A 22,132-nucleotide genomic window follows, 5' to 3' on the forward strand; every position below is an offset into this window, starting at 1 on the left:
GGGAGGATGTTTGGGGGACTGGCCTCATCATTGCGCTTGCGCCAGATGAGGCTCGAAGCGCTGGTATTCAGCCACTTCAAGCGTTTCGTAAATGCGCGGATTGAGGATCTTTCGGAGCAGGACCATCTCATCGCCGTCCTTGTTGCGCTTGTAGAAACCCTCATATCCCCGGCGCTCGTAGATACCCATCAGCCAGGGATGACGTGTCGCGGTCGCCAGATAAACGGCGGGAGCCTTGATCTGATCGCGCAAGAAATTCATTTCAACATGATCGAGCAGAGCACTGCCAATCGATTGCCGCTTGAGTTCGGGCGCAACTGCGAACCAATGGAGGAACGGATAGCTTGGCAGATGGTTTTCACCCATCGGCCAGGGAAAGCGTACGGAGACAGTGGCTATGATGATTGCATCTCGCTCGACCACGAAGGTCGTGTGCCGGTCGATTTTCTCGCGAACCAGATCGACACTGGCCGTGATCGCGGTGAAGCGGATGTTCATCTCGCGTAGCGGCTGATATGCCGCTTGCAATAGCCTGTGCAGGTCCGGGGCATCTGCGGCCGTCGCGATACGAATGGAACCACTCATTAAGACCAGTCTCCGTCATTGTAGTGGGGCGCTTTACAATCAGGCAGCGAGAGCGTTGGGTGTCGAAGGCCGCTGACATGAATATTCTTCGTTGTTTCAGTCATGTCAGGCCGCGAGGGAGAAATGCGCATTAGCCAGAAGCTCGATCGACGCGAGGCGCGCGTTTCTCTCTGTAGCGGGGCAATCAAGGATAAATTCGCTAATGCCGTAACGACGGTGCAGGCGATGCAATTCCTGTTGAACCCGCGCGGACGTCCCGCGCAGAACGCCAGGCATGCGTTCCTCTATACGGTATTCGGAAAGCCCCGCTTGCCGGACATATTCCTCCGCCTGTTCAAGGCTGCCGACGGTAACACCCTGCCCGTGTTCAACACTCACTTTGAATCGCCGTAAGTCACCAGCAAGGCGTTCCGCTTGCGCGTGCGTCTCTGCGACGATCACGCCAATCGCGAGGAGCGGTACATTTCCACCGCTCGCATCGTGGTAGGCTGTAAAGACCTGATCCAGAAGAGCCTCGTCGCCGTTGAGATGGCTGGCATAGACGAAGTCCCAACCGTAAGCAGCGGCAAGCTGGGCGCTTTCGACACTGGCGCCCAGCAAAAAGCGTTGCACCGGGATCGCCGGAATAGGGTTGGCCTTCAGTGCGATCTCCGGACCGGATTTTACAGAGAGGAAGCCGTCGAGTTCCGCGAGCTGCTGGCCAAATCCCGGCTTACGGATTGGGTCACAGGCGCCCTGCAAGGCATGCGTTGACAACGGAAGACCGCCTGGTGCCTTTCCAACGCCAAGGTCAACGCGGCCCGGTGCCAAGGTTGCAAGAAGGTTGAAATTTTCAGCAACCTTATAGGCGCTGTAATGCTGCAGCATAACGCCCCCAGACCCTATGCGAATGCGCGACGTGTGAGCTAAAAGATGGGCGATCAACACCTCTGGTGATGAGCTTGCCAACCTGTCATTGTTATGATGTTCCGCGACCCAGAAACGATGAAAGCCCCACCGTTCGCTTTTTTGCACAAGCGTAACCGTGCGGTCCAAAGCTGCGGCAGCGGTCTCATTCTCGTCGATTGGGCTCTTGTCGAGCAAGCTCAGTGCGTAGGTCATAGGTTTTCCCAAAGTCAGCACCCTCTAGGGGCCGACCTGCATCCGATACAAAATCCGTGGATTTACATAGGTATGGATTACTAAAATCCCTGCAGGAGAAGAAAAGTGTTTTTTCGTTTGTCCAGACGTTCAACGACAGCCCCCGGGGCTTTGACGATTTTGTAGACAACGTAATTCCCTATCTTTTATGTGGGGCTCGAAGACGGAACGATGTGCTTGGCGAGATTAATGATGCCTTCGGAAGGGTTCGCAGCAGTATATCTGGATCTTTCTCAATCTGTGTGGTGACTGGATGCGTGGAGCGGCTGCATTCTTGCACGTAGAAGTTCAGTACTTGCGCGACCGTACATTGCACGTTTGAGGGTCTTCAACCTGTTGACCTGCCCGCCAGTCTGGCCGTTGCTCCAAGGGTGCTCAACTGCATTCCTGACGCATCGAGATCTCGGTTCAGCGTTCGGACGAAGCGCTGCATGGCATCGATGCCCGTCTCGAATGCATCGCGGTCGGTCAGTCGTCAATGCACTTTGTACCGCCGAAGTCCGCGGATCAATTGGCGGTGCAAGCGGTCCATCGCATTCGCCAGCGTTTGATCGCCGACCGGGTCAGGCTCGTCAATCAGATCCGCGGTCTTCTTTGCGAGCATGGGATTGTCATTGCCCGGGAACATCTCGCAGTTGCGACGCGGTCTTGCTGGTATTGTCTGGGACAGCGATGACGGCCTCGGCTGCTCTCATAAATTCGACCATTGCGCCCTCCCCTCACAAGCCCGCCTCTTTTTGGTGGCGAAAGGCCAACATAGCGACCGTCTCGCCGTCAACGCGGTACAGGGCGACGTAGCCGCTGTTTCCGAAGTGGATCAACCATTCCCGAAATTCTGGGTCCATCTCCTCTACAGGGCGACCGAGGTGCGGTTGATGGGCCAGAACCTTGACGCCCGAGCGGATGGCGTTTATGGCGCGCTGCGCTGCGTCGGCATCCTTCGGTGCAAGAAGTCGGTAGAGCCGTTGAACGTCAGCCAGTGCCGGCGGCGTCCAAATCAGACGTGACACTTAGGCAGCTCCGCATCCTCGCCAGCTTCGAGTTTCGCCAGCCAGGCGTCGGCTTCCTCAAGCGTCAGATGCAGGCCCGACTGCTGATAGCCTTCCCAAGCGCGTAGTGCATCCTGTTTGAACGCCTCCCGTTTTTCCTCGCGCTCGATGTACTGCGCGATGGCCTCCCGCATAATCCAGTGCGAGGTACGCCGGCGCGCGTCGGCTAGGTCCTGCACTCGCCTTTTCAGCTCGTCATCGAGCTTGATGGATGTTGCCGTTGCCATGTTGCGGTCTTCGTAGCAAAAGGTAATACCTAGCGCTACTTTATTCCTTCCTTATCCTGTTGTCCATGCGCACTACACTCTACCCTGCCTTTCTACATTTTTCTCCAATAGCAGTGGCCAAATTAGGCTATTTTTAGCCATTGCGTCGTGCCAGCACCTCAGAACGTAATGCTGCTGCAATTCGCAGCACCGAAGTCGATTTCAAAATTTCAGGTAAAGGTGGTGGCTATGCGACTGTCCTCCATCTTGGTATGCGCACTATTGCTCGGTGTGCGCAAAATGCTTCAGCGGTGATGAGGCAACCGTCGGCGAGCGATGAGCGCTACCTCTCAATTCAACACCGATATGATCCTGCACGGACGGGCGTTTCAGCGACGGGCCACCCGCGAACCTGTCGCGAAATCATGGATCGGCTGAGATCAGGATACTGATTTGCCGCTGATTTCAATCGAGCTTCCACAAACGGACAACATGAAGAGATTTTTTGCCCATCACTCTTGGCGCTTTGTCTTTTTCTCGGGCTTCCCCGGAGTCTAATTTCGCGTTCTTGAGCAATCATCCGATGATTGCATTTTCGGGCAGCTATGGGGTCGAGGTGTTTTTGCTGTTCCTTTTCGAACGCTACATCCCCTATGAGAGGCCGGCTTTTGCCGGACAGTGAGACGACCAGTGATATCGCCCACACGATTCGGACTACGGGGCTTGTCCAAGTTATCGCTCAGATCGCGGCAGTATTCCCGATGCTTGTGGCCACCGTGCTGAAGCCGGACGCGAACCTCAAAGTGGAAATTCTGGCCGACATCATAGCCGATGTTTTTCAGGTGACGATGGCACTCGTGCTTGCAGAGTTCGCAAAAAATTCCAACGCTCCTTAAGACCTTGGTCCCGCTCTTTCACAACGAGGGGATGATGCGATTTATGAGCAACGACGGTCACTGACCCGCGCTCAACCAGGGCCAGTTGTCAAAATTCAATTCTAACAATCATGACAAAACAGGCGAAACCTACTCCGATCGAAGGCGAGTTTAGGACAGCTGGCCTCGTTTCTAATAGCGAGCGGCGAATAGACTGCTTCCTCCGACCCGCTGCAAGTTGCGCGGCCCAATTCCATGGTTCAGGAGCCGACCACACGATGACCATTGATGTCGTTCTCCGGGAGGACGTATCCCGGAGAACTCAAGGGGAGAGTGATTCTGTGTCTCCTCGTTTGGATGGACAGGGGTTCAACCTCGTCCAACATTCATCACGGACCCCTGCAAATCGGCGGTCGGTTCCAGGCGTCCTTTATGGCCGAACTGTTCTACCTTGGGTGCTGCCGGCGATGGCGGTACTCCTATGGTATAGCGTTACCGTGTCTGGGTACGTTTCTCCGAATATTTTGCCCTCCCCCTTAACGGTGCTGACGACCGCTCAAGCGCTGTGGTCGGCAGGTACCCTCCAGCGCGACATATTGGTCAGTCTAGGTCGCATCGCATTTGGCTTCGCACTGGGCGCGTCAACGGGCTTTGTTTTAGGAATTGCCGTCGGCATATCGAGCGTCGCGAGACTGGTGTTTGATCGTTCGGTTCAGATGATCCGAACCATTCCGCATCTTGCGCTGGTCCCTTTGATGATCCTTTGGTTCGGGATCGGCGAACAGCCGAAGGTTCTCCTGGTCGCCCTGGGGGCGCTTTTCCCGGTCTATATCAACACCGCCAGCGGCATCCGCAATGTCGATCCGAAGCTTATCGAAGTGGGGCGGGCCTATGGCCTGTCACAGCGCGAGATTATCACGCAGATCGTTCTTCCCGCGGCACTGCAGCCTATTCTGGTCGGGGTGCGATACGCACTTGGTGTTGCATGGCTGACACTGGTCGTCGCCGAGACGATCGCTTCGCGGGAAGGTATCGGCTATCTGGTGCAGAACGCACGCGAATTGCTGCGAACCGACATCATTATCCTTGCGATCATACTGTATTCAATTGCCGGCTGGTTGGCAGACTGGCTCATACGGATCCTGGAATCGCGCCTGTTGCGGTGGCATCCCAATTATGCACCGGGAGCAAATAAATGATCAGCGGTGCAGACATTAGCATACGCGGATTGTCGCGAAGCTATGAAGGCCGCAAGGTCCTTCAAGACATCAATCTCGATATACCGGCTGGTCAGTTCGTCTCGATTTTGGGCACGAGCGGCGTTGGCAAGTCGACATTGCTGAAGATACTCGCAGGAGTTGAAACTCCAACGTGTGGGGACGCCTGGGCAAGTGGAACGAAGACCAAGCCCACGGTCCGGATCATGTTTCAGGAGGATCGGTTGCTCGCATGGCGCACCGTACTTGGTAACGTGACACTTGGATTGCGGCACGGCGAACCGAATGCAATGCGCATGCTTGATGCGGTCGGTCTCGCAGGTAGAGAACATGCGTTTCCGGTCGTTCTCTCGGGTGGCCAGCGGCAGCGGGTGGCTCTTGCGCGCGCCTTGGTGCACGAACCCAATGTCCTTCTCTTGGATGAGCCGTTTGGGGCGCTCGATGCGATCACGCGGTCATCGATGCACATTCTGTTGCAGGGACTGCTGGATCATGCGCCGCGAACGGTCCTTCTGGTCACGCATGATGTCGACGAGGCTCTCATATTATCCGATCGCGTTCTCGTGCTTACTGCCAGCGGCATTGCGGCTGATATCACTGTCGACGTCGCCCGCCCCCGCCATCATTCGCAGCTCGCGGAGAAGAAGGACTACCTTCTCGGGCTGCTCTCCGGAACCGGAACAACAGCACAGTTTGCGCAATCTCACTGAGGTTAATCATGCCAATAAGAGTTCTAGACGACGAGATAAGTCGCCGCACATTGTTGAAGAGCGGCGTTGCTCTAACGGGGATGGCGGCATTGTCCGCCAGCGGAATAGGCCCCGCATTGGCGGATCAACCGCAGGTTACGGTCGCGGTGATCGGCGACGGGCGGTCGGGTATCTGGGCGTCCTTGCGGGAAGAAGCGGTAACCAAACAGGTCGAAAAGGATGCTGGCGCAAAGATCATCTGGCAGCCGGGTTTCACCGCCTCTCTTCCTGTGATGGAAGCAATTCGCGCAGGGGGTATCGACTTCAGTTTCGCCACCGCAACAGCGATCGTCAACGCGGTCGCGGCGGGCGTGCCCATCGTACCGCTCGCTGCCTATCCCCTACCCTCCGATACCGTTGATATTCTGGTCGCCTCGGCCTCGTCTATCAAGGGGCCAGCAGACCTGCGCGGCAAACGCATTGCCCATCAGAATGGCACTACGGGAACCTACAGCCTGATAAAATATCTCGAAGAGGGAGGCTTGCGTCTGACCGATGTGGAGGCTGTGAGCCTCAGTGGTGCTGACGCATTCACTGCCCTGGCTCAAGGAAGCGTTGATGCCTGGATCCATTGGCAACCGGCCACCAGTCTCGGTTTGGCAAGACTTGGTGACAAGTTTCGCCGTCTTGATGGCGTTAAGACCTATGATCATGCCTTCTACGTCGCGCGAGAGGATTTCTATAAGGAAAATCCCGATGTTGCAGTCAGCCTGGTGAAGAGCATTCGAGATACGCAGGCTCGCGTGAACGCCGATCCGAAGGCTGCGGTCAAGGTTTGGGAATCCCTAGGCGGCTTTGATTCGACGGGCTTCGAACCCGCAGTCTACGAGAAACTCATTGCCGACAAAAGGCTGTCAGAGTCGCTCGTCGACACCGTGAAGCCCATCGACGAAGCGGCGGCGCGCTCAACACAGGAAATGGCAGATAGTTTCCAGGAACTTGGAGTCCTGCCCACGAAGACCGACGTAGCGGGCTTTTTGCTCTTGCCGAAATTCGACGAGATCAAGGATCGTCTGCAGAAAAAGCTTGGAGTAGCATGATATGGCAAAGCCCAAAACCCAACGCCAACTGCATCTCGCCGCATTTGTAACGGCAGGACCGGGACGTCCCGGTGGGTGGCGGTTTCCGAGCTCGGAGAACGGTTGGCTGGACGGTGACTATTATCGCCGCATCGCTCAAACGCTTGAGCGCGGGCGTTTCGATATGGCGTTCTTCGCCGATATTCTCGCCGTTCCGGACCGGTTTGAAGGCAGCAATGACAGTCAGCTTCGATACGGATCGCTTGGATCGCTGCGGCTTGATCCGTTGCAGGTGCTGCAGTTGATGGGCGCAGCAACTAGCCGCTTGGGCTTGGCTGCGACGCGCTCAACCAGTTACTATCAGCCTTTCGAGGTCGCTCGTTCCTTTGCGACACTTGATCATCTTTCGGCGGGGCGCGCCGCATGGAATGTGGTCACCTCCTTTCAGGATGCAGAAGCCAGAAACTTTTCATTGAACGAGCAGTTTCCGCGCAACCGGCGATATGACCGGGCGGACGAATTCCTCGAGGTCACCACGAAGCTCTGGGACAGCTGGGAAGATGATGCATTGCAGTTCGACCGGGAAACACCCCTGTTCGCCGAACCGGCAAAAGTGCATTATATCGACTACAAGGGCCAGTGGTTCAATGTACGCGGACCATTGAACGTACCACGACCACCACAGGGATATCCCGTCATCATTCAGGCCGGAGCATCGGACCGCGGAAGAGACTTTGCCGCGCGCTGGGCCGACGTCATTTTTGTCAGCCACGATTCCATCGACAGCGCCATCGCATTCTACAAAGAAATGAAAGAACGCGTGGTGCGTTTCGGGCGCAGTCCGGACAGCCTCAAAATCCTCCCCTCCATCACGCCGGTTGTTGCCGAAACGACATCGCTTGCCGAAGAAAAGGCAACCGTGCTTCGCGATCTCGTCGAGCCGCGAGCCGGCCTGACAACGCTTTCATACCATCTCGATGTGGACCTCAGCGCCTTTCCGCTCGACAAGCCTTTACCCGACGTTGAAGTCCCCGGCGTCCAAGGCCATTACGATGAAGTCCGTGAAGCGACCGCACGCGATGGACTGACGCTTCGTGATCTCGGCAAACGTTATGGCAGCCGTTATGAAGGCGACATGATCGGGGATGCGCAGCACGTCTCCGACAAGCTGGTCGAATGGTTTGAACGGGGTGCTGCGGATGGTTTCACTGTAAGCGCGCCCTACCAGCCCGGTGGCTTTGACGATTTCGTGCGGCTGGTCGTGCCGGAATTGCAAAAGCGTGGTGTATTCCGCACGGACTACACAGGCTCGACCCTGCGGGATCATCTTGGCCTCGAACGCCCGGACATCGGTGGTTGGGATTCGCGTAGTGACGTTCGCAGAAAGGTCGCGTGATGAGTATTTCTGAACAGCTTGCCGATATTGTTACGGTCTCTGCGGTTTCGGTGGGAACGCAGGGCCGCCAGATCGTCACGGCAGGAAGTAATCACTTCGTGGCTGACCGCAAATCGTCCGCAGGTGGACTGGGCGAAGCCGTTCAGGCGGGCGAACTCCTGCTCGCTGCTCTGGCGTCCTGCGCCATAGCGGTAATCGAAAGCAATGCCGCTGAACGAAACATCCCTATTGGCAATCCAGACGTATCGGCATCGTTCGAGCGAGACCCGGAGGACGTGACACGATATCGCTGGATCCGTTTGGAAATCTCTGTGCCGAATGTTGATGCAATAGAACAGGAAGCACTTGTTGAAGCGTTTCGCTCGACCTGCCCGATCTTCAATACCTTGAAGCGCGGAGGCACGATCGAGGCAGTCGCTGCGTTGGCCTCCGAGTCATAGGACAACTATTATATGTTGCCCTGTTACGTTGCTTAGCGCAGAAACCTTGAGGTGCCCCCTTTATCGCCCGTATGAAGCATACACTCTCTAAACTGCGACCCGCCACCAATTGCTTCCCTTCTGCCATGAACGCCCAAATCTGGAACGATTGGCAAAAGGCAAACAAGCGCTTTGCTTCTTTGATTCTAAGCGCTGCCAATGGTCATGGCTCAAAGGAAATGCAGGCTTTTGAGGCGTCTTTGCGAGGGCAGTTCGATGCACAGTCTCCCATGGTCCAGTGTGAACGTGTCAGCTTCTTCGCCCTCATCGGACTTATTCCTGCCGACCTGCTCAATCTCGTCGAACTGCCTGGAGATGAGGCAGCAGAATTCACCTTGCTATCCAGATGGTGGTGAACAATTGCTAAGAGTCCGGCTCATATCGACGTTTCCGCCTTTGCGGAGCTCGATCGGGACCTCATCAGTGAGCGTGTTAAATCCGGCACCGCAGCCGCGAATGCGAGAAGCAAGAAACTCGGCCGCTAAACTGTCGAGCGCCCTAAGTCGGATCGGCTTGCATCCGAAAGTTTTGATATTGATTGACGAAGGCCGAAGCTACCGCGGGATCGCTTTGCACCATTATTGGTGCGGGGACAAGGTCAAACGCCGGGACGATTTTCAGGCCTTTTTCCATAGGCAGCCAGGAAGACGTGGATGCCTCCGTCAATCTGGGCATCTAATCCGCTTTTTGAAAGCGGATCAAGCGAGAGAGCCCAATTCAAAGGGAGATCTCCTCGTACGAGGCTGAGGAATTGGGTTGCTGCTAGCGCAGTGTCAGGCACGGCCAAGAATCCCTCAGCAATGGCAGCCTCTAGGAAGGCACCCACTTCAGCATGAAGCTTCTTGGGACCCGCTTCATAGAAAGCTCGTCCGATCTCTGGAAAGCGAGACGCCTGGGCGATTATCAGTCGGTGCAAAGCCAGACCCTTGTCCGTCAGGAAGAATGCGGTGAAACTATCGGCGATGTGGCGAAGGGTTTTTTCTACGTCCAGGGGTCCTGATCCTGGTTTCCACATCGGACCGGGACCTAGGGCCTGGATCTCGTGCTCGACCAGAGCAAGGAGTAGCGCTTCCTTGCTTTGAAAATACACATACAGGGTCGCCTTCGACACACCAGCTGTACGGGCAACCATGTCCATACTGGACGTGTCATAACCCTGTTCCAGGAATAACTTGCGCGCCGTAGTTAGAATCAGCCCGAATTTACTGTTCTGAGTGTGGGCTATCGAGGCCGCAGGCTCCACGGATTGCGGGTTTTGTCGCCTTTTTTCCCTCAAGACCGCCATCAGACTCCATCCTCCAAAAACCAAACGGTTCAGTTTTCTCTTGACACTAGCCTACCACATCGCGCATTGGTATGCAAAAAACTGAACCGTTTAGTTTTGTGAGATACACATGGACCGGAATCGAGAAATGGCAGCCAGAGCCGCACCTGCACAGCCACGATACTGGCTCGCGATGGTGATTTTGAAGGGTCGATCACTGTCCCGTATCGGCGTGCTCGCTGTGTCGAGTGCTCTTGTCCATGGTTGTATAGCTGGTCCAGACTATGTAGTTCCGTCGGCGCCTCGGGTTACAGGCTATACTGTTGAAAGGCATCTGACGGCGACGAGCAAAACGGCTCTTGCAGGCGGCGCGTCCCAATCCTTTGCGGGCGGACAGGATATTCCCGGTGAGTGGTGGTTACTGTTTCGCTCGAGGCGGATTAACGCCTTCGTCGCGGAAGCAATCCGCAATCACCCGGATGTTCAAGCGGCGCAGTTCGCCTTGCGATCCGCACGCGAGAAAGCTCTTGCGGAACAAGGTGGTCTGTTTCCTCAGGCGGATGGTAGCGCCTCAGTGACCCGAGAAAAAACCACGCCGACAACGCCTCCAACGACTTCACCATATACGCTCTACAACGCATCGGTCAGCGTGAACTATGCCTTGGACGTTTTCGGCGGTACGCGACGCCAGATCGAGTCACTCCGGGCGCAGGCCGATTATCAGCGGTTTCAGCTTGAGGCGACATTTCTTGCCCTGACCGCAAATGTCGTCACGGCGGCGATCACGGATGCTTCGCTGCGGGCACAGATGGCGGCGACGCAAGACATCATCAAGTCTGAAACCGAGCAGCTCACGCGTGTTCGCGGCCAGTTTTTGCTCGGAGCCGTTCCGCAGTCGGATGTTTTGTCCCAGCAGGCGACACTGGCCGAAACACAAGCCACCTTGCCGCCCCTGCAAAAGCAGCTTGCGCAGCAGCGCAACCAACTGATGGCTTATCTCGGACGTCTGCCCAGTGAGGATCGCGGAGAGAGCGTTGATTTGTCCGACCTGCATCTGCCGCGGGCACTACCTGTCGGTCTTCCCTCCCTGATCGTCCGCCAACGTCCTGACATTCGCTTGGCGGAGGCGACATTGCATCAGGCTACCGCCAATGTCGGGGTAGCTGTCGCGAACATGCTGCCGCAGATCACTTTATCAGGAAGCTACGGCAGCAACGCGAGCAGTCAACTGTTCTCGGCAGATACGATCGCCTGGAACGTGGCTGCGAGCGTCACCCAGAAAATTTTCGATGGCGGGACGCTCTACCATACCAAGGAGGCAGAGGTCGCCACTTACCAGCAGAACCTGGCGAAGTACAAAAGCGCTGTCATCACGGCTTTCCAGAATGTGGCGGACGGTCTCCGCGCTGTTCAGTTCGACGCCGATGCGCTTAAGGCGCAGGCAGCCTCCGAAAAGGCCTCGCTCGACAGTCTCAAAATCGCGCAGGAACAGTACAAATCCGGCGCGGTGGCCTATGTGACAGTCGTCAACGCACAGCAGACCTATCAGAACGCCCGCATTTCACGCGTGAAGGCTCAGGCAATGCGTTTCACCGATACAGCGGCCCTGTTCCAGGCATTGGGCGGAGGTTGGTGGAACCGCGTCGATGAAACGCCGGATGCAGCACCACGTGTGCAGGTTGGTTATCTCGCCGGACCCAACCAATCACAGCCACTGAGCGCCCCTCAATATTTGAATGCTAAGGAGACTGCGCGATGATCAAGCGGATGGCAATCATGCTGGTGGCTGTGGGAATCGTTTTCGGGGGCCTCTATGGATTCCAGATATTTAAGGCCGGGATGATTAAGGAGGTTATGGCGGGATTGGCTAATCCGCCTCAAACGGTTTCCACTGTCGTGGCAACGAAAGATACCTGGCAGCCCAAGATCGAGGCGGTCGGTGCTTTCAAGGCGGTCAACGGCGCTGATCTGGCGCTCCAGGTCTCCGGCATTGTCAAGGATATCGCCTTCCAATCGGGTGACATGGTCACCGCCGGCCAGACACTCCTGCAACTCGTCGCGGATGACGATGCTGCGAAACTGGACTCCCTCCAAGCCACCGCCGATCTTTATGCCCTGACTCTCAAGCGCGACCAGGAGCAGTTCAAAATACGTGCCGTCAGCCAGGCGACACTCGATACCGACCTTGCCAATCTTAAGAATGCGCGTTCCCTAGTGGCGCAACAGAAGGCGCTTGTCGAACAAAAGACCCTTAAAGCGCCATTCGCCGGCCGTCTTGGCATCCGCTCGGCCGACATCGGTCAATTCCTCAGTGTCGGCACAACCATCGTGACGTTGCAGGCGCTCGATCCGATCTTCGTTGATCTGTTTCTGCCACAGCAGGCGTTGAGCCAGATCAAGGTCGGTCAGTCTGTGCTTACAATGATAGACACCTATCCCGGGGAAACATTCGCTGGCGAAATCTCCGCGATCAATCCCAAGGTCGACTCCGGCAGCCGCAACGTGCAAGTGCGCGTGACGATGCAAAATCCGGACGGGCGGCTCCTGCCCGGTATGTTCGCCAAAGTTTCCATTTCTGTGGGCCAGCCTGAGCCGCTGATCACGCTGGCGCAGACGGCTATCGTCAACAACCCCTATGGCGACAGCGTCTTCATCGTCGACAAGACAAGTGACGGCAAGCTCCTGGCGCGAGAGGCCTTCGTCAAGACGGGTCTCGTCCGTGGCGATCAGATCGCGGTGACGGAAGGGATCAAAGAAGGTGAGACCGTGGTGATTGCCGGTCAAATCAAGCTGCATAACGGAAGTCCTGTCGTAGTTGACAATACCCATGTCCCGGTCGCCGAGGCCTCCCCATCTATAGTCGACCGGTAAGAAAGTTCTCCGCCATGCGTTTCACCGATATCTTCGTCCGCCGTCCGGTTCTTGCCCTCGTCGTCAGCGCCCTCATTCTCGTGCTCGGCTTTCGATCGATGACTTCCCTGCCGATCCTGCAATATCCCCGTACCCAGAACGCGATCGTCACCGTCACGACCACGTATGCCGGAGCGGACTCCGACATCATCGCGGGTTTCATCACCACGCCATTGGAGAATGCTATAGCCCAGGCCAATGGCATCGATTACATGACCTCGACGAGCAAGACGGGGACCAGCACGATCACCATTAATCTTCGGCTCAACTATGATTCCGGCAAGGCGCTCACTGAGATCAATACCAAGGTCAATTCGGTCATCAACCAGTTGCCCTCAGGTGCCCAGCAGCCCACTCTGACTCTCAAGGTCGGTCAGACCGTTGACGCCATGTATATCGGTTTTGCTAGTGACGTTCTCGCAACAAACCAGGTGACGGACTATTTGACCCGCGTCGTGCAGCCGAAGTTGCAATCCGTGCAAGGTGTGCAGACAGCGGAGTTGCTGGGAGCCAAGAGATTCGCACTGCGCGCGTGGCTCGACCCTGTCAAGCTCGCCGCCTATGGATTGACCGCGACAGACGCCAGCCAGGCCCTGAGCAACAACGACTACATCTCAGGTCTCGGCACTACCAAAGGACAGTTGGTTCAGGTCAATCTTTCGGCGTCGACGAACCTTCACTCGCTAACGGACTACAAAAACCTCGTCATCAAGCAGAGCTCCGGGGCAGTCATCCGGCTCCAGGATGTTGCGAATGTCACGCTCGGCAGCGATGACTATGACTCGGCGACAAGCTTCAACGGCAAATCCGCGGTCTATATCGGTATTCAGGTGGCACCAGCAGCCAACCTGCTTGACGTCATCAAAGGAGTTCGCGCCGCGCTGCCGGATATACAGGCGCAACTTCCGAACGGTTTGACCAGTGAAGTGCTCTACGATTCGACGGACTTCGTGAACAGCGCAATCGACGAGGTGATTCATACTCTCATCGAGGCGGGTGCCATCGTCACACTTGTGGTGTTTCTGTTCCTCGGCTCATGGCGTTCTGTTCTCATCCCGGTCGTGGCTATTCCGCTGTCTCTGATCGGTACATTCGGCCTGATGCTGCTTTTCGGCTTTTCGATCAATCTCCTGACCTTGCTGGCCCTGGTTCTTGCCATCGGGTTGGTGGTGGACGACGCCATCATCGTAGTGGAGAGCGTCAACCGCCACCTTGAAAGGGGCATGAAGCCTATTGATGCTGCGATCCAATCCGCGCGCGAGCTGGCCAGCCCGATCATCGCCATGACGGTCGTGCTGGTCGCAGTCTATGTGCCGATCGGTTTTCAGGGCGGACTGACGGGTGCGTTGTTCACGGAGTTTGCCTTCACACTGGTCGGCGCAGTGACGGTCTCGGCGATCATCGCCTTGACCCTTTCCCCGATGAATTGTGCTTACCTGCTCAAGGCCCACGATCGCGATGCCACCACCATCGAAGCGCGCTTAGTCCGGTTCATCGACCGTACCATGGACCGTTTGACGAGGGGCTATCGCCGCGGGCTCGAAAGCACGCTCGATTTTTTGCCAGTGGTACTTGTCTTCGGCGTGCTGGTGCTGTCGAGCATCTACTGGCTCTATACGAGCGCGACGAGTGAACTCGCGCCCGACGAGGATCAGGGCATCATCCTGAACCTGACGACAGCAGCACCCAATTCCACGCTCCATCAACGCCAGTTTTATGGGTCGCAGGCCTATGAGATGTTCACGAAGCATTCCGAAACGCAAAGCGTGTTCCAGATCGATGCACCGGGGCAGGCGCTCACCGGTTGGGTGCTGAAGCCGTGGGATCAAAGGGGAACCACCACCAAAACTCTCCAGCCCCTTATCCAGAATGAGTTAGCAAGTATCGCCGGCACACGAACCGTGGCCTTCCAACCCGCGCCACTTCCAGGCAGTAACGGGCTTCCGGTCCAATTCGTCCTCGCCACCACCAATTCCTTTACTCAACTCAATACCGTCGCCCAGCAATTCATCCTGGATGCAATGAAGACGGGACAGTTCATCTTCCTCGACAACGATCTCAAGATCGATCAGCCGCAATCAACCGTCGTGATCGACCGTGACAAAGCAGCCGAACTCGGCCTCAAGATGAGCGATATCGGTGGTGCGCTCGCGACCATGCTGGGAGGCAACTACACGGGGTACTTCAGCCTTGATGGACGGTCCTATAAGGTCATTCCGCAAGTCCAGCAAAATCTACGTCTAAACGCCACTCAAGTGCTGGATTACTATATTCGCACCAGTGACGGTTCGACGGTGGCACTTTCTACAGTTGCGCATATCGAGACCAGGACCGTACCGCAGTCGCTCAATCATTTTCAGCAAATCAATGCCGCCACGATCTCAGGCGTCGCCATGCCTGGCGTCGCCATGGGCGATGCACTCGCAACGCTGAAGAGGCTCGCGGCTGACACGCTGCCATCCGGCTATTCAGTCGACTTCGGCGGGGCGTCGCGGCAACTTGAGTTAGGATCGGGTGGCTTTGTCACCACTTTCGCCTTCGCGCTGATCATTGTCTTCCTGTCATTGGCTGCTCTCTTCAACAGCTTTCGCGATCCGATCATAATCCTCGTCTCCGTGCCGATGTCGCTTGCCGGTGCCCTGATCTTCATTAGTATCGGCCTCGGGGGCGCCAGCCTCAATATCTACACGCAAGTCGGGCTTGTCACGTTGATGGGACTCGTCAGCAAACACGGCATCCTTATGGTGGAAGTCGCGAACGAGCAGCGCGCGCTAGGCAAATCGAAGCGCGATGCCATTGTCGAAGCGGCGTCAGTGCGGTTACGGCCAATCCTGATGACGACGGCTGCCATGGTGCTTGGGGTTGTACCGCTGATCATAGCCAGTGGGGCTGGCGCGGCCTCGCGTTACAATATGGGGCTGGTCATCGCCAGCGGGCTCTCGATTGGCACACTGTTCACGCTCTTCGTCGTGCCGGCTGCATATGTGCTGATTGCCAAAAGCTCCAAAGAGGACGTTGCTACCGGAGAACTATCCGCAGCAAATAGTTCGGTTTGAAATTGACCGCACAAAAACCTGGCTGAGGTTGATCTTCTTGCGGTTGTAGCAGATGCGCCCGCAAGTGGTGACGGTGACGGCCTGGTCATGGAAGGGGTAGTCGATCTCCGCCAGCCCGCGGTAGTGGCGCGGTGAGGCGCTATAGCGTCCGGCTGGGCAGGCCATATCGAGGCCTTGGTGGGGCCGCTCGGTATTGAATTCGTCGACGAAGTTGTCGAGCGGGCCTGCTATTGCAGGAAATTGGCACCGGCCGGCTTGGTTGTCTCCAGCTTTAACGTCAAATGCATGCGCTCATGCCGGCCGTTCTGCGTTCAATGGCGATGCCGAGTCTGAGCGACCACACCGATAACCGGGAAAGATAGAAAAGCGCATTGGGGCTGGCGGAGGGCACGCCATTGTCGGTTCTGATCGCCCGGGGCAAGCCGAACTCCTTGAACACGCGCTTGAATACGGTGAAGGCGTAAGTCTCCTTGGTGGTGTGGAGCGCCTCGCAGAACTCGCCCTTGTAATCGGCGTTCGGCTGGCAAGGTTGGGAGAGCGCTGTTGCCTGCGCCCTGTTGCGCTGCCGCTTGCGGCGCTTGACCATCCCGTGACGGTCGAGGACTGCGTGCACCTTCGAGATCGCCGGCGACGTCCGGGTAAAGCCGCGCCAGTCGTTCTCTGATCTTCGGCGCGCCCCAGTTCGGCTTGTCCTGCTTGGCACGCACAATCAGCTTCTCGATTTGGCAAGGAAGCTGATTGGCGTGCCGGCAAGGACGTCGCGAGCGATCCGTCAGTCCCTCCAGCCCACTGTCATTGTAGCGGCTGATGATCTTGTGGCCGGTCCTGCGGGAGATGCCGAACTCGCGGCACAGCGCCGCGGTCTTCTCGCCATCCAGAACCCGCGTAACGAATTTGAGACGCTCGTCCATACGGTTGCACTCCTGCCAAGGCACCTTTGCTCTGCTTGGAAAGGCCAAAAAATGTAACCCATGTCTCCGGAATGAAGTGTCACCCATCTCTCGGGAAGGGCATGAAACAGTCAACACCTACGCGCTCCGGTTGTTGTTATCGAAGCGCGGCGCGCGACAGGCGGCATTCCATGCCGGCGCGGGAACACCGCCTGTCCTGTAGACCGGCTACTTTATTGCGAGCGCATTGGGAGGCGAGCCGACGCCGCCAACTAGATTGAGCGGCTTGGCTGTCAGGAAGAACTCGTAGCTCCTGTCCTGTGCGCAATCCGCGGCCAGCTCATCAAGCTTCCACATCTCTCCGAGACACATTCCCATAAGGGCGATCAGATCCGGATGCATCAAGCGCCCGACATTGATCTCGAATGGCGAGTCGGGGATACTTGGCATCACTTCCACGACCACGGTGTCGCTGGCGAAGACCGCAAAATGATTATCCCAGATCCATGCAAGCATCTCACGCGATTGTTCGATTCCGCAGAAGGTGCGTTCCTTTATGATGCGGGCCTGATCATCGGGGGAAAGCTGCTTAAGGAAGTGGTTGGCCCAACCGGTGTGCATCAGCAGGATATCGCCCTTCCGGAAGCTGATATCCTGCGCCTCCGCTGCGCCCTCAAGATCCGCAAGCGTGATGACAGTGTTGGTGGAGAGGTCCAGCGGGCGGCCCTGGGCTTCGCGGTAGCGCTGGATGTCGAGCAGCACACCGCGACCAACGATGCCCTTCTGCGCAATGTGCTGCACCCCCAACGCGGGCGAATCGGCCTCCACTTCTTCGTTCTGCACGCGGTTGTAGAACCCATGGATCTTGTGGCGATGGTGGCGCAGCCCGTCGATCTGGGAACTGCCCTGCAGAAAGAAATCGTTGACGAAATCGTCATAAACTTGCCCATCGTGACGGGTTACCATGTTGTGCTGGATCTCCCGCCGATAGGGCGACACGGGCTGCGCGAAGGCATTGAGCTCATAGTCGAGATTGAAAGTCACACCGCGCTTGACCAGTGCCGCCGCATCAACTACGGCCTCCGTCGAGAGAAGGTTGATGGTGCCGGTATTGTCGTCAGCCCCGAACAGCCCCCAACCGGAGCCCGGCGGGGCGTCGGTCCGCTCCAGGAGTTCGGCGTAGCTGGGCAGATCTTTTTTCGATTCGGTCATGTATCCTGCTCCACTTCGTGGCCCGCTTCCAAGGCCACCCTTTTATCTAATAGAAACGAGAGCGCCGCGCGATTCTCGGGCGAGACGCGCAGCAGGACGGGATAGTTCAGGCTCGCTCCACCATCAATACCGCCGGCGCCGGTGGTCTCGCGCGTGCCGCCTTACGCTTGGCACTTTCTGGATCAGAGGGCGCATAGCTCCTCAAGCGTGACATTCACCCGTATGATCACGTAGCCTTCGCTGTCGACGAGCGTCCTTCCGCCCTCCGAGAGGTGATCGGCGGGGCGCGTCTTTACAAGAGTCCACGCGTCTGCAGTCGTGCCCAAGGGCATCGTGGCGCCGGTTGGAATAACCATCCAGTATTGAGGATGACGGATATTCATATAGTCGGAATAGCTCTCAGCCATTTTTCCTCACAGCTTTGGTCTTGGAAAGCCTGGCCTCAGCCAGCCGGGATCTGCGCGGGGTGGATATCCTGTTGATACGAACCGAAGCCGTTGCGCTCGATATCCTTCATCACTTCCTTGTGGACGCGGTCATGGGATCTCTCCTCCTGCAGCGCCCAGTCCGAGGCATCCAGACCGGGTGGAAAATCGCGGCCACGTGGGATGACCAATCGGTAATCCGATCTCTTCACGTGATAAAAGTACCTGTATTTAGACATCTCCTGCTCCTTCATGCTTCGGCGGCCGGCTAGGGACAATCAGCTGATCGAGCCCGCAGGAAGCCAGCCCTTTTTGAACAGCTGGCCCCAGTTCGGCACCACCCTTCGTGATTAGCCAGTCGCGGCTTCGCACAAGATCATCGACCACCCTGCCCTGATCAAATTGAACGAGTTTCCCTTCGCGCTTGACTACATTGCCCGCGACCAAAACCGTTTCAACATCTGCCGGTGTCGCCAGAAGCGCGATGGTCGCAATCGGGTTGTTCAGTGGCGAAAGCCGGACAGAACGGGTGTTCAGTATGACAATGTCGGCCGCCTTGCCAACCTCAAGCGTCCCAACCCGATCGGCCAGCCCCAACGCCTCGGCTCCGCGCGCGGTTGCCATTTCAAAGATGTCCGCGCTTGTAATCTCCCACGGGCCAACGCCTTCTTCCTGCGCAGTTGCCTTGTAGCCCAGCATGCCCCTAAGAGAGGTGAGCGTGGAACGCATGGTGCCGAACATGTCGCCTGCGACAAACGTCACTGAGTCCGTTGACAGGGCGGGACGGATCCCATGGGCCAGCGCATCGAGCGTTGCCGGCATACCGAAGCCCACATACATCTCTGCGCATGGCGAGGCCGAAATGTAACCCCCACTCTCCCTGATCAACGCGTATTCGTCCGGGGCCAAGTTGTTACAATGCACATAGACAGTCCCCGGCCAGAGCAAACCGTCCTGTTGGAGCAAGCGGATAGGATAGGTTCGACCCGCCCATAGCCCGCCTCCGATCCCCCCATCCGTGACGATCCTCAGATCGAGTTCGCGGGCAAGGTGCCAGTCGTGGTTGCGGACCTCGCGCTGAACGAGGTGAGGCGCTCGGGCGCCAAAGGCCATGGTAACGAGCGCATCTTTATCCGACAGCTCTTCGCGCACTCGGCGCACATCCGCGGGATGCTTGCGCTCGCTGTTGGACCACCAGAGCGACGCCTCCATGTCGTTCGGCGCGCTGTGGGCAAATATTGCACGCATCCCCGAGGTCCGAAGCGCTGCGATCGAGGCGTCCGCATGTTGCGGGCTGTTAAGGATATGCACCCAGTCAAGGACCGTGGTTATCCCGCAGTCAATTAGTTCGAGCGCGCCAGCCAGCGTCGCGGCATAAACATCCTCCGGCCGGAAGAAAGGAACCAGTGCTTCACGAAGCTGATGCCGGTATTCGGGGGCGATCATGTCCGAACACATGCCGCGCAAAGTCGTCTGCCAAAGGTGCCGATGACTATCGATCAGGCCAGGCATCACGATGGCGTGCCGAGCGTCGATGACCTCACATTGCTCGGGCACATCGTGCTCACCCGAAGGCGTGATGGCCGAGATAGTGTCACCGCTCAGCCAAACATCATGGTCGGGCAGAACAGGATGACCAGTCTGGCCCGTGACCACTGTCCCCCCGACAAGCACCTTGGCGATTATGGATTGCCTCGACATCCGCGCCTTCTCTTTCTTTCGCTGGAAGTCCGCTTTCGGACGGCCAATTTACTACATTAGGCCGATATGTGCCGCGAGGACGGGACCCAGGGCAATGATGATGATACCGACGAGTATCACGCCCAAGTAAGACCAGATCGCCTTCATCACTGCGACGGGCTCCACACCGCAAATCGCACAAGCCGTATAGAAGCCAACGCCGAACGGTGGCGCAAAGAGGCCGAGTCCCATCGCCATGACGGCTATCAATGCAAAATGCACCTCCGAGAGGCCAAAGTTCCCAGCCACGGGGAACAGCAGCGGGCCGAAAAGCACGACCGCGGGTATGCCTTCAAGGACGCTACCCAACACCATGAACACCATGATCGAGATTAAAAGGAAGCCATATGCACCGCCCGGAAGCCTCTCCGCCATGTCTGCCAGTGTGTCCGAGAAGCCAGACTGCACGAACCCCCAGGCCATCGCGTTCGCCGCGGCAAGGATGATGAAGATCACCCCCGTTAGTGTGGATGCATCCTTCATCGAAACGTAAAGCTTCTTCCAGTCGAATCGACGCTCGATCACCAGGGTTAGGACCAGGATATAAGCGATCCCGATCGTAGCCACCTCGGTCGCAGTTGCGATCCCCTCGACCACCGCGCCACGGATGAGGAACGGCAGGACCAAGACAGGCACGGCCACCACCGCGAGCTTGCGCACGGTCCTCCAACTTGCCCTCTCGGTGGGAACGTCACCCGATTTCATGGCCCGGAAGCGCGACAGCACGCAGAGAAGAAACGCGAGCGCGAGCGCCGCGTACCAGCCCGCCGCGAAGAGCGCGCCGATGGAAACTCCGGTAACGGCTCCGGTCATGATCAGTATCAGGCTGGGCGGAATCGTCTCGGACATGGCGCAAGAAGCGGCCAGAAGGCCCACGATCTCACCATCCTGAGCGCCGCGCTTGCGCATTTCGGGCATAAGCACGGGTGCAATCGCGGCCATATCGGCGGCCTTGGAGCCGGAGATCCCAGATACCAGGGCCATGGCCCCGACGAGAGCGTAGGACAGTCCGCCTTTGACGTGGCCGATCAACGCGACCAGCAGCTTGACCATATTATTAGCCATCCCCGAAATTACGAGCATTGAGCCTAGTACGATGAAGAGCGGCGCCGACAGCAGCAGAATATGCGCCATGCCGGTCTCCATCCGCGCCGGCACTATTTCGAGGGGCGCATATGCAGCGAAGAGCACATACGCGGTAGCGGCAATGGCAAAGCAGAATGCGATAGGTACACCGATCGCGATACAGATACCGCCCAGGCCGAGGAAGAAGATCAGCAGGTTGTAATTGCCGAGATCGAGGAACGCGTTGCGCAGGAGCCACGCGGCTATCAGGACCACAGCCATTGTTCCGAAAGCCGCGATTGTCGGCCCCCAAGCCCATTCAGCGATCTTATCGATCAGCGAGCCTGCGGCTAGAAGGGCAATCAGCGCAAGCCCCACCACCAGCGCGCTCATTCTCCAGGCGGGCGAGATTTCGAGCGCGGGCGTCAGCAGTCCGAGATTCGCATGAGCTTCCTTGAACGCGAAATAGGCAAGCGGAGCCGAAATCAGCACGATCAGGATGAGACAGAGCGTCTCAAGATAAGCACGACCCGCGCGGGGCAGCATCTTGGCCAGAAAATCCAGTTTCAGGTGCTGCCCCGCATGAAAGGCCACGACCGAGCCGAGCATGGCCTGCCAGATCAGGATCAGTTCGGCGAGCTCGTCCGACCAGACGAGGGGCGCGTGCAGGACATATCTGAAAAATACCGCTGCTGAGAGCAATACGATCTCGGCGATCAGCATAACGGCCCCAATATGCCCGGCGACCGCGGCCAAGGCACCAAGTGCCATGGCCATTTGGGTCACCGGAGCGTGGCCAGCGATCCCGTGGTCGATACCCGTACCTTCAGAGTTGTGCGCGTTAACGGACATATG

20 protein-coding genes and 1 pseudogene are annotated in these 22,132 nt (G+C 57.4%); 10 read left to right on the forward strand and 11 right to left on the reverse strand.

Annotated elements, in window-relative coordinates; genetic code table 11:
- Nucleotides 1-27: 27 nt before the first annotated feature.
- The 4 genes from LB462_RS15320 to LB462_RS15335 all read right to left on the reverse strand — a co-directional run bounded on the left by LB462_RS15320 (nt 28) and on the right by LB462_RS15335 (nt 3,001).
- Nucleotides 28-585, reverse strand: coding sequence for a GNAT family N-acetyltransferase (locus LB462_RS15320; RefSeq protein ID WP_224509439.1), 558 nt, complete (start codon nt 583-585; stop codon nt 28-30).
- 105 nt (nt 586-690) lie between these two features.
- On the reverse strand, nt 691-1,686 hold the full coding sequence (locus LB462_RS15325) for an LLM class flavin-dependent oxidoreductase (protein ID WP_224509442.1): 996 nt from the start codon (nt 1,684-1,686) through the stop codon (nt 691-693).
- 758 nt (nt 1,687-2,444) lie between these two features.
- Nucleotides 2,445-2,735: a type II toxin-antitoxin system RelE/ParE family toxin gene (locus LB462_RS15330; RefSeq protein WP_224509445.1), complete on the reverse strand. Its 291-nt coding sequence runs from the start codon at nt 2,733-2,735 to the stop codon at nt 2,445-2,447.
- Nucleotides 2,723-3,001, reverse strand: a complete 279-nt coding sequence (locus tag LB462_RS15335; RefSeq protein ID WP_224509448.1) for a CopG family ribbon-helix-helix protein — start codon at nt 2,999-3,001, stop codon at nt 2,723-2,725. The genes LB462_RS15330 and LB462_RS15335 overlap by 13 nt, the downstream gene beginning before the upstream one ends.
- A gap of 647 nt (nt 3,002-3,648) precedes the next feature.
- On the opposite strand from LB462_RS15335, the gene LB462_RS15340 reads away from it, so the two are divergent.
- The 7 genes from LB462_RS15340 (at nt 3,649) to LB462_RS15370 (ending at nt 9,071) form a co-directional block, all read left to right on the forward strand.
- A complete protein-coding gene (locus LB462_RS15340; protein ID WP_224509451.1) occupies nt 3,649-3,876 on the forward strand; it encodes a hypothetical protein in 228 nt (75 codons plus the stop codon).
- 446 nt (nt 3,877-4,322) lie between these two features.
- Entirely contained in the window at nt 4,323-5,054 is a 732-nt protein-coding gene (locus tag LB462_RS15345) for an ABC transporter permease (protein WP_224509454.1), read from the forward strand.
- On the forward strand, nt 5,051-5,782 hold the full coding sequence (locus LB462_RS15350) for an ABC transporter ATP-binding protein (protein WP_224509457.1): 732 nt from the start codon (nt 5,051-5,053) through the stop codon (nt 5,780-5,782). The genes LB462_RS15345 and LB462_RS15350 overlap by 4 nt, the downstream gene beginning before the upstream one ends.
- An 8-nt stretch (nt 5,783-5,790) precedes the next feature.
- Nucleotides 5,791-6,861 (forward strand): ABC transporter substrate-binding protein, encoded by a 1,071-nt coding sequence (locus LB462_RS15355; RefSeq protein WP_224509460.1) that lies wholly within the window; start codon nt 5,791-5,793, stop codon nt 6,859-6,861.
- A gap of 1 nt (nt 6,862) precedes the next feature.
- Nucleotides 6,863-8,236: an LLM class flavin-dependent oxidoreductase gene (locus LB462_RS15360; RefSeq protein ID WP_224509462.1), complete on the forward strand. Its 1,374-nt coding sequence runs from the start codon at nt 6,863-6,865 to the stop codon at nt 8,234-8,236.
- Nucleotides 8,236-8,676 (forward strand): OsmC family protein, encoded by a 441-nt coding sequence (locus tag LB462_RS15365; protein ID WP_224509466.1) that lies wholly within the window; start codon nt 8,236-8,238, stop codon nt 8,674-8,676. The genes LB462_RS15360 and LB462_RS15365 overlap by 1 nt, the downstream gene beginning before the upstream one ends.
- A 125-nt stretch (nt 8,677-8,801) precedes the next feature.
- On the forward strand, nt 8,802-9,071 hold the full coding sequence (locus LB462_RS15370) for a hypothetical protein (protein ID WP_224509469.1): 270 nt from the start codon (nt 8,802-8,804) through the stop codon (nt 9,069-9,071).
- A gap of 242 nt (nt 9,072-9,313) precedes the next feature.
- Here the strand turns inward: LB462_RS15370 and LB462_RS15375 are convergent, their stop codons facing one another.
- Nucleotides 9,314-10,000 carry a TetR/AcrR family transcriptional regulator gene (locus tag LB462_RS15375; RefSeq protein WP_224509472.1) on the reverse strand — a complete coding sequence of 229 codons (687 nt, stop codon included), beginning with the start codon at nt 9,998-10,000 and terminating at the stop codon, nt 9,314-9,316.
- A 172-nt stretch (nt 10,001-10,172) separates the two neighbouring features.
- Between LB462_RS15375 and LB462_RS15380 the strand changes: the two genes are divergently transcribed.
- The 3 genes from LB462_RS15380 to LB462_RS15390 are packed head-to-tail and all read left to right on the forward strand — an operon-like array spanning nt 10,173 to nt 15,945.
- On the forward strand, nt 10,173-11,738 hold the full coding sequence (locus LB462_RS15380) for an efflux transporter outer membrane subunit (RefSeq protein ID WP_370637192.1): 1,566 nt from the start codon (nt 10,173-10,175) through the stop codon (nt 11,736-11,738).
- The gene (locus tag LB462_RS15385) at nt 11,735-12,850 is read left to right on the forward strand and encodes an efflux RND transporter periplasmic adaptor subunit (protein ID WP_224509478.1); all 1,116 of its coding nucleotides are present in this window, start codon (nt 11,735-11,737) and stop codon (nt 12,848-12,850) included. Before LB462_RS15380 ends, LB462_RS15385 begins: the two co-directional genes overlap by 4 nt.
- A gap of 14 nt (nt 12,851-12,864) precedes the next feature.
- Nucleotides 12,865-15,945 (forward strand): efflux RND transporter permease subunit, encoded by a 3,081-nt coding sequence (locus LB462_RS15390; protein ID WP_224509481.1) that lies wholly within the window; start codon nt 12,865-12,867, stop codon nt 15,943-15,945.
- 15 nt (nt 15,946-15,960) lie between these two features.
- Here LB462_RS15390 and LB462_RS15395 read toward each other — a convergent pair.
- From LB462_RS15395 to LB462_RS15420, 6 genes and pseudogenes are all read right to left on the reverse strand, one after another.
- Nucleotides 15,961-16,880: pseudogene (locus LB462_RS15395) on the reverse strand (helix-turn-helix domain-containing protein); the annotation flags it as partial.
- 183 nt (nt 16,881-17,063) lie between these two features.
- On the reverse strand, nt 17,064-18,047 hold the full coding sequence (locus LB462_RS15400) for a cyclase family protein (RefSeq protein ID WP_224509484.1): 984 nt from the start codon (nt 18,045-18,047) through the stop codon (nt 17,064-17,066).
- 182 nt (nt 18,048-18,229) lie between these two features.
- On the reverse strand, nt 18,230-18,454 hold the full coding sequence (locus LB462_RS15405) for a hypothetical protein (protein ID WP_224509487.1): 225 nt from the start codon (nt 18,452-18,454) through the stop codon (nt 18,230-18,232).
- Nucleotides 18,455-18,489: 35 nt separating this feature from the next.
- Nucleotides 18,490-18,711, reverse strand: coding sequence for a hypothetical protein (locus tag LB462_RS15410; protein ID WP_224509490.1), 222 nt, complete (start codon nt 18,709-18,711; stop codon nt 18,490-18,492).
- On the reverse strand, nt 18,704-20,173 hold the full coding sequence (locus LB462_RS15415; RefSeq protein WP_224509492.1) for an amidohydrolase family protein: 1,470 nt from the start codon (nt 20,171-20,173) through the stop codon (nt 18,704-18,706). The genes LB462_RS15410 and LB462_RS15415 overlap by 8 nt, the downstream gene beginning before the upstream one ends.
- A 51-nt stretch (nt 20,174-20,224) precedes the next feature.
- Nucleotides 20,225-22,129, reverse strand: a complete 1,905-nt coding sequence (locus tag LB462_RS15420) for a TRAP transporter large permease (protein ID WP_224509495.1) — start codon at nt 22,127-22,129, stop codon at nt 20,225-20,227.
- Nucleotides 22,130-22,132: the final 3 nt, after the last annotated feature.

It is taken from the genome of Phyllobacterium chamaecytisi (genome assembly GCF_020164455.1).
Taxonomy (GTDB): Bacteria; Pseudomonadota; Alphaproteobacteria; order Rhizobiales; family Rhizobiaceae; genus Phyllobacterium; species Phyllobacterium chamaecytisi.

Excerpts from the sequence above, each read along its gene's own strand:
- LB462_RS15345 (WP_224509454.1), top strand. The coding sequence starts at position 4,323 with ATGGCGGTACTCCTATGGTATAGCGTTACCGTGTCTGGGTACGTTTCT.
- LB462_RS15355 (WP_224509460.1), top strand. The coding sequence starts at position 5,791 with ATGCCAATAAGAGTTCTAGACGACGAGATAAGTCGCCGCACATTGTTG.
- LB462_RS15320 (WP_224509439.1), bottom strand. The coding sequence starts at position 585 with ATGAGTGGTTCCATTCGTATCGCGACGGCCGCAGATGCCCCGGACCTG.
- LB462_RS15360 (WP_224509462.1), top strand. The coding sequence starts at position 6,863 with ATGGCAAAGCCCAAAACCCAACGCCAACTGCATCTCGCCGCATTTGTA.
- LB462_RS15325 (WP_224509442.1), bottom strand. The coding sequence starts at position 1,686 with ATGACCTACGCACTGAGCTTGCTCGACAAGAGCCCAATCGACGAGAAT.
- LB462_RS15420 (WP_224509495.1), bottom strand. The coding sequence starts at position 22,129 with ATGTCCGTTAACGCGCACAACTCTGAAGGTACGGGTATCGACCACGGG.
- LB462_RS15350 (WP_224509457.1), top strand. The coding sequence starts at position 5,051 with ATGATCAGCGGTGCAGACATTAGCATACGCGGATTGTCGCGAAGCTAT.
- LB462_RS15415 (WP_224509492.1), bottom strand. The coding sequence starts at position 20,173 with ATGTCGAGGCAATCCATAATCGCCAAGGTGCTTGTCGGGGGGACAGTG.
- LB462_RS15380 (WP_370637192.1), top strand. The coding sequence starts at position 10,173 with ATGGTGATTTTGAAGGGTCGATCACTGTCCCGTATCGGCGTGCTCGCT.
- LB462_RS15390 (WP_224509481.1), top strand. The coding sequence starts at position 12,865 with ATGCGTTTCACCGATATCTTCGTCCGCCGTCCGGTTCTTGCCCTCGTC.
- LB462_RS15365 (WP_224509466.1), top strand. The coding sequence starts at position 8,236 with ATGAGTATTTCTGAACAGCTTGCCGATATTGTTACGGTCTCTGCGGTT.
- LB462_RS15400 (WP_224509484.1), bottom strand. The coding sequence starts at position 18,047 with ATGACCGAATCGAAAAAAGATCTGCCCAGCTACGCCGAACTCCTGGAG.
- LB462_RS15370 (WP_224509469.1), top strand. The coding sequence starts at position 8,802 with ATGAACGCCCAAATCTGGAACGATTGGCAAAAGGCAAACAAGCGCTTT.
- LB462_RS15385 (WP_224509478.1), top strand. The coding sequence starts at position 11,735 with ATGATCAAGCGGATGGCAATCATGCTGGTGGCTGTGGGAATCGTTTTC.
- LB462_RS15405 (WP_224509487.1), bottom strand. The coding sequence starts at position 18,454 with ATGGCTGAGAGCTATTCCGACTATATGAATATCCGTCATCCTCAATAC.
- LB462_RS15335 (WP_224509448.1), bottom strand. The coding sequence starts at position 3,001 with ATGGCAACGGCAACATCCATCAAGCTCGATGACGAGCTGAAAAGGCGA.
- LB462_RS15410 (WP_224509490.1), bottom strand. The coding sequence starts at position 18,711 with ATGTCTAAATACAGGTACTTTTATCACGTGAAGAGATCGGATTACCGA.
- LB462_RS15375 (WP_224509472.1), bottom strand. The coding sequence starts at position 10,000 with ATGGCGGTCTTGAGGGAAAAAAGGCGACAAAACCCGCAATCCGTGGAG.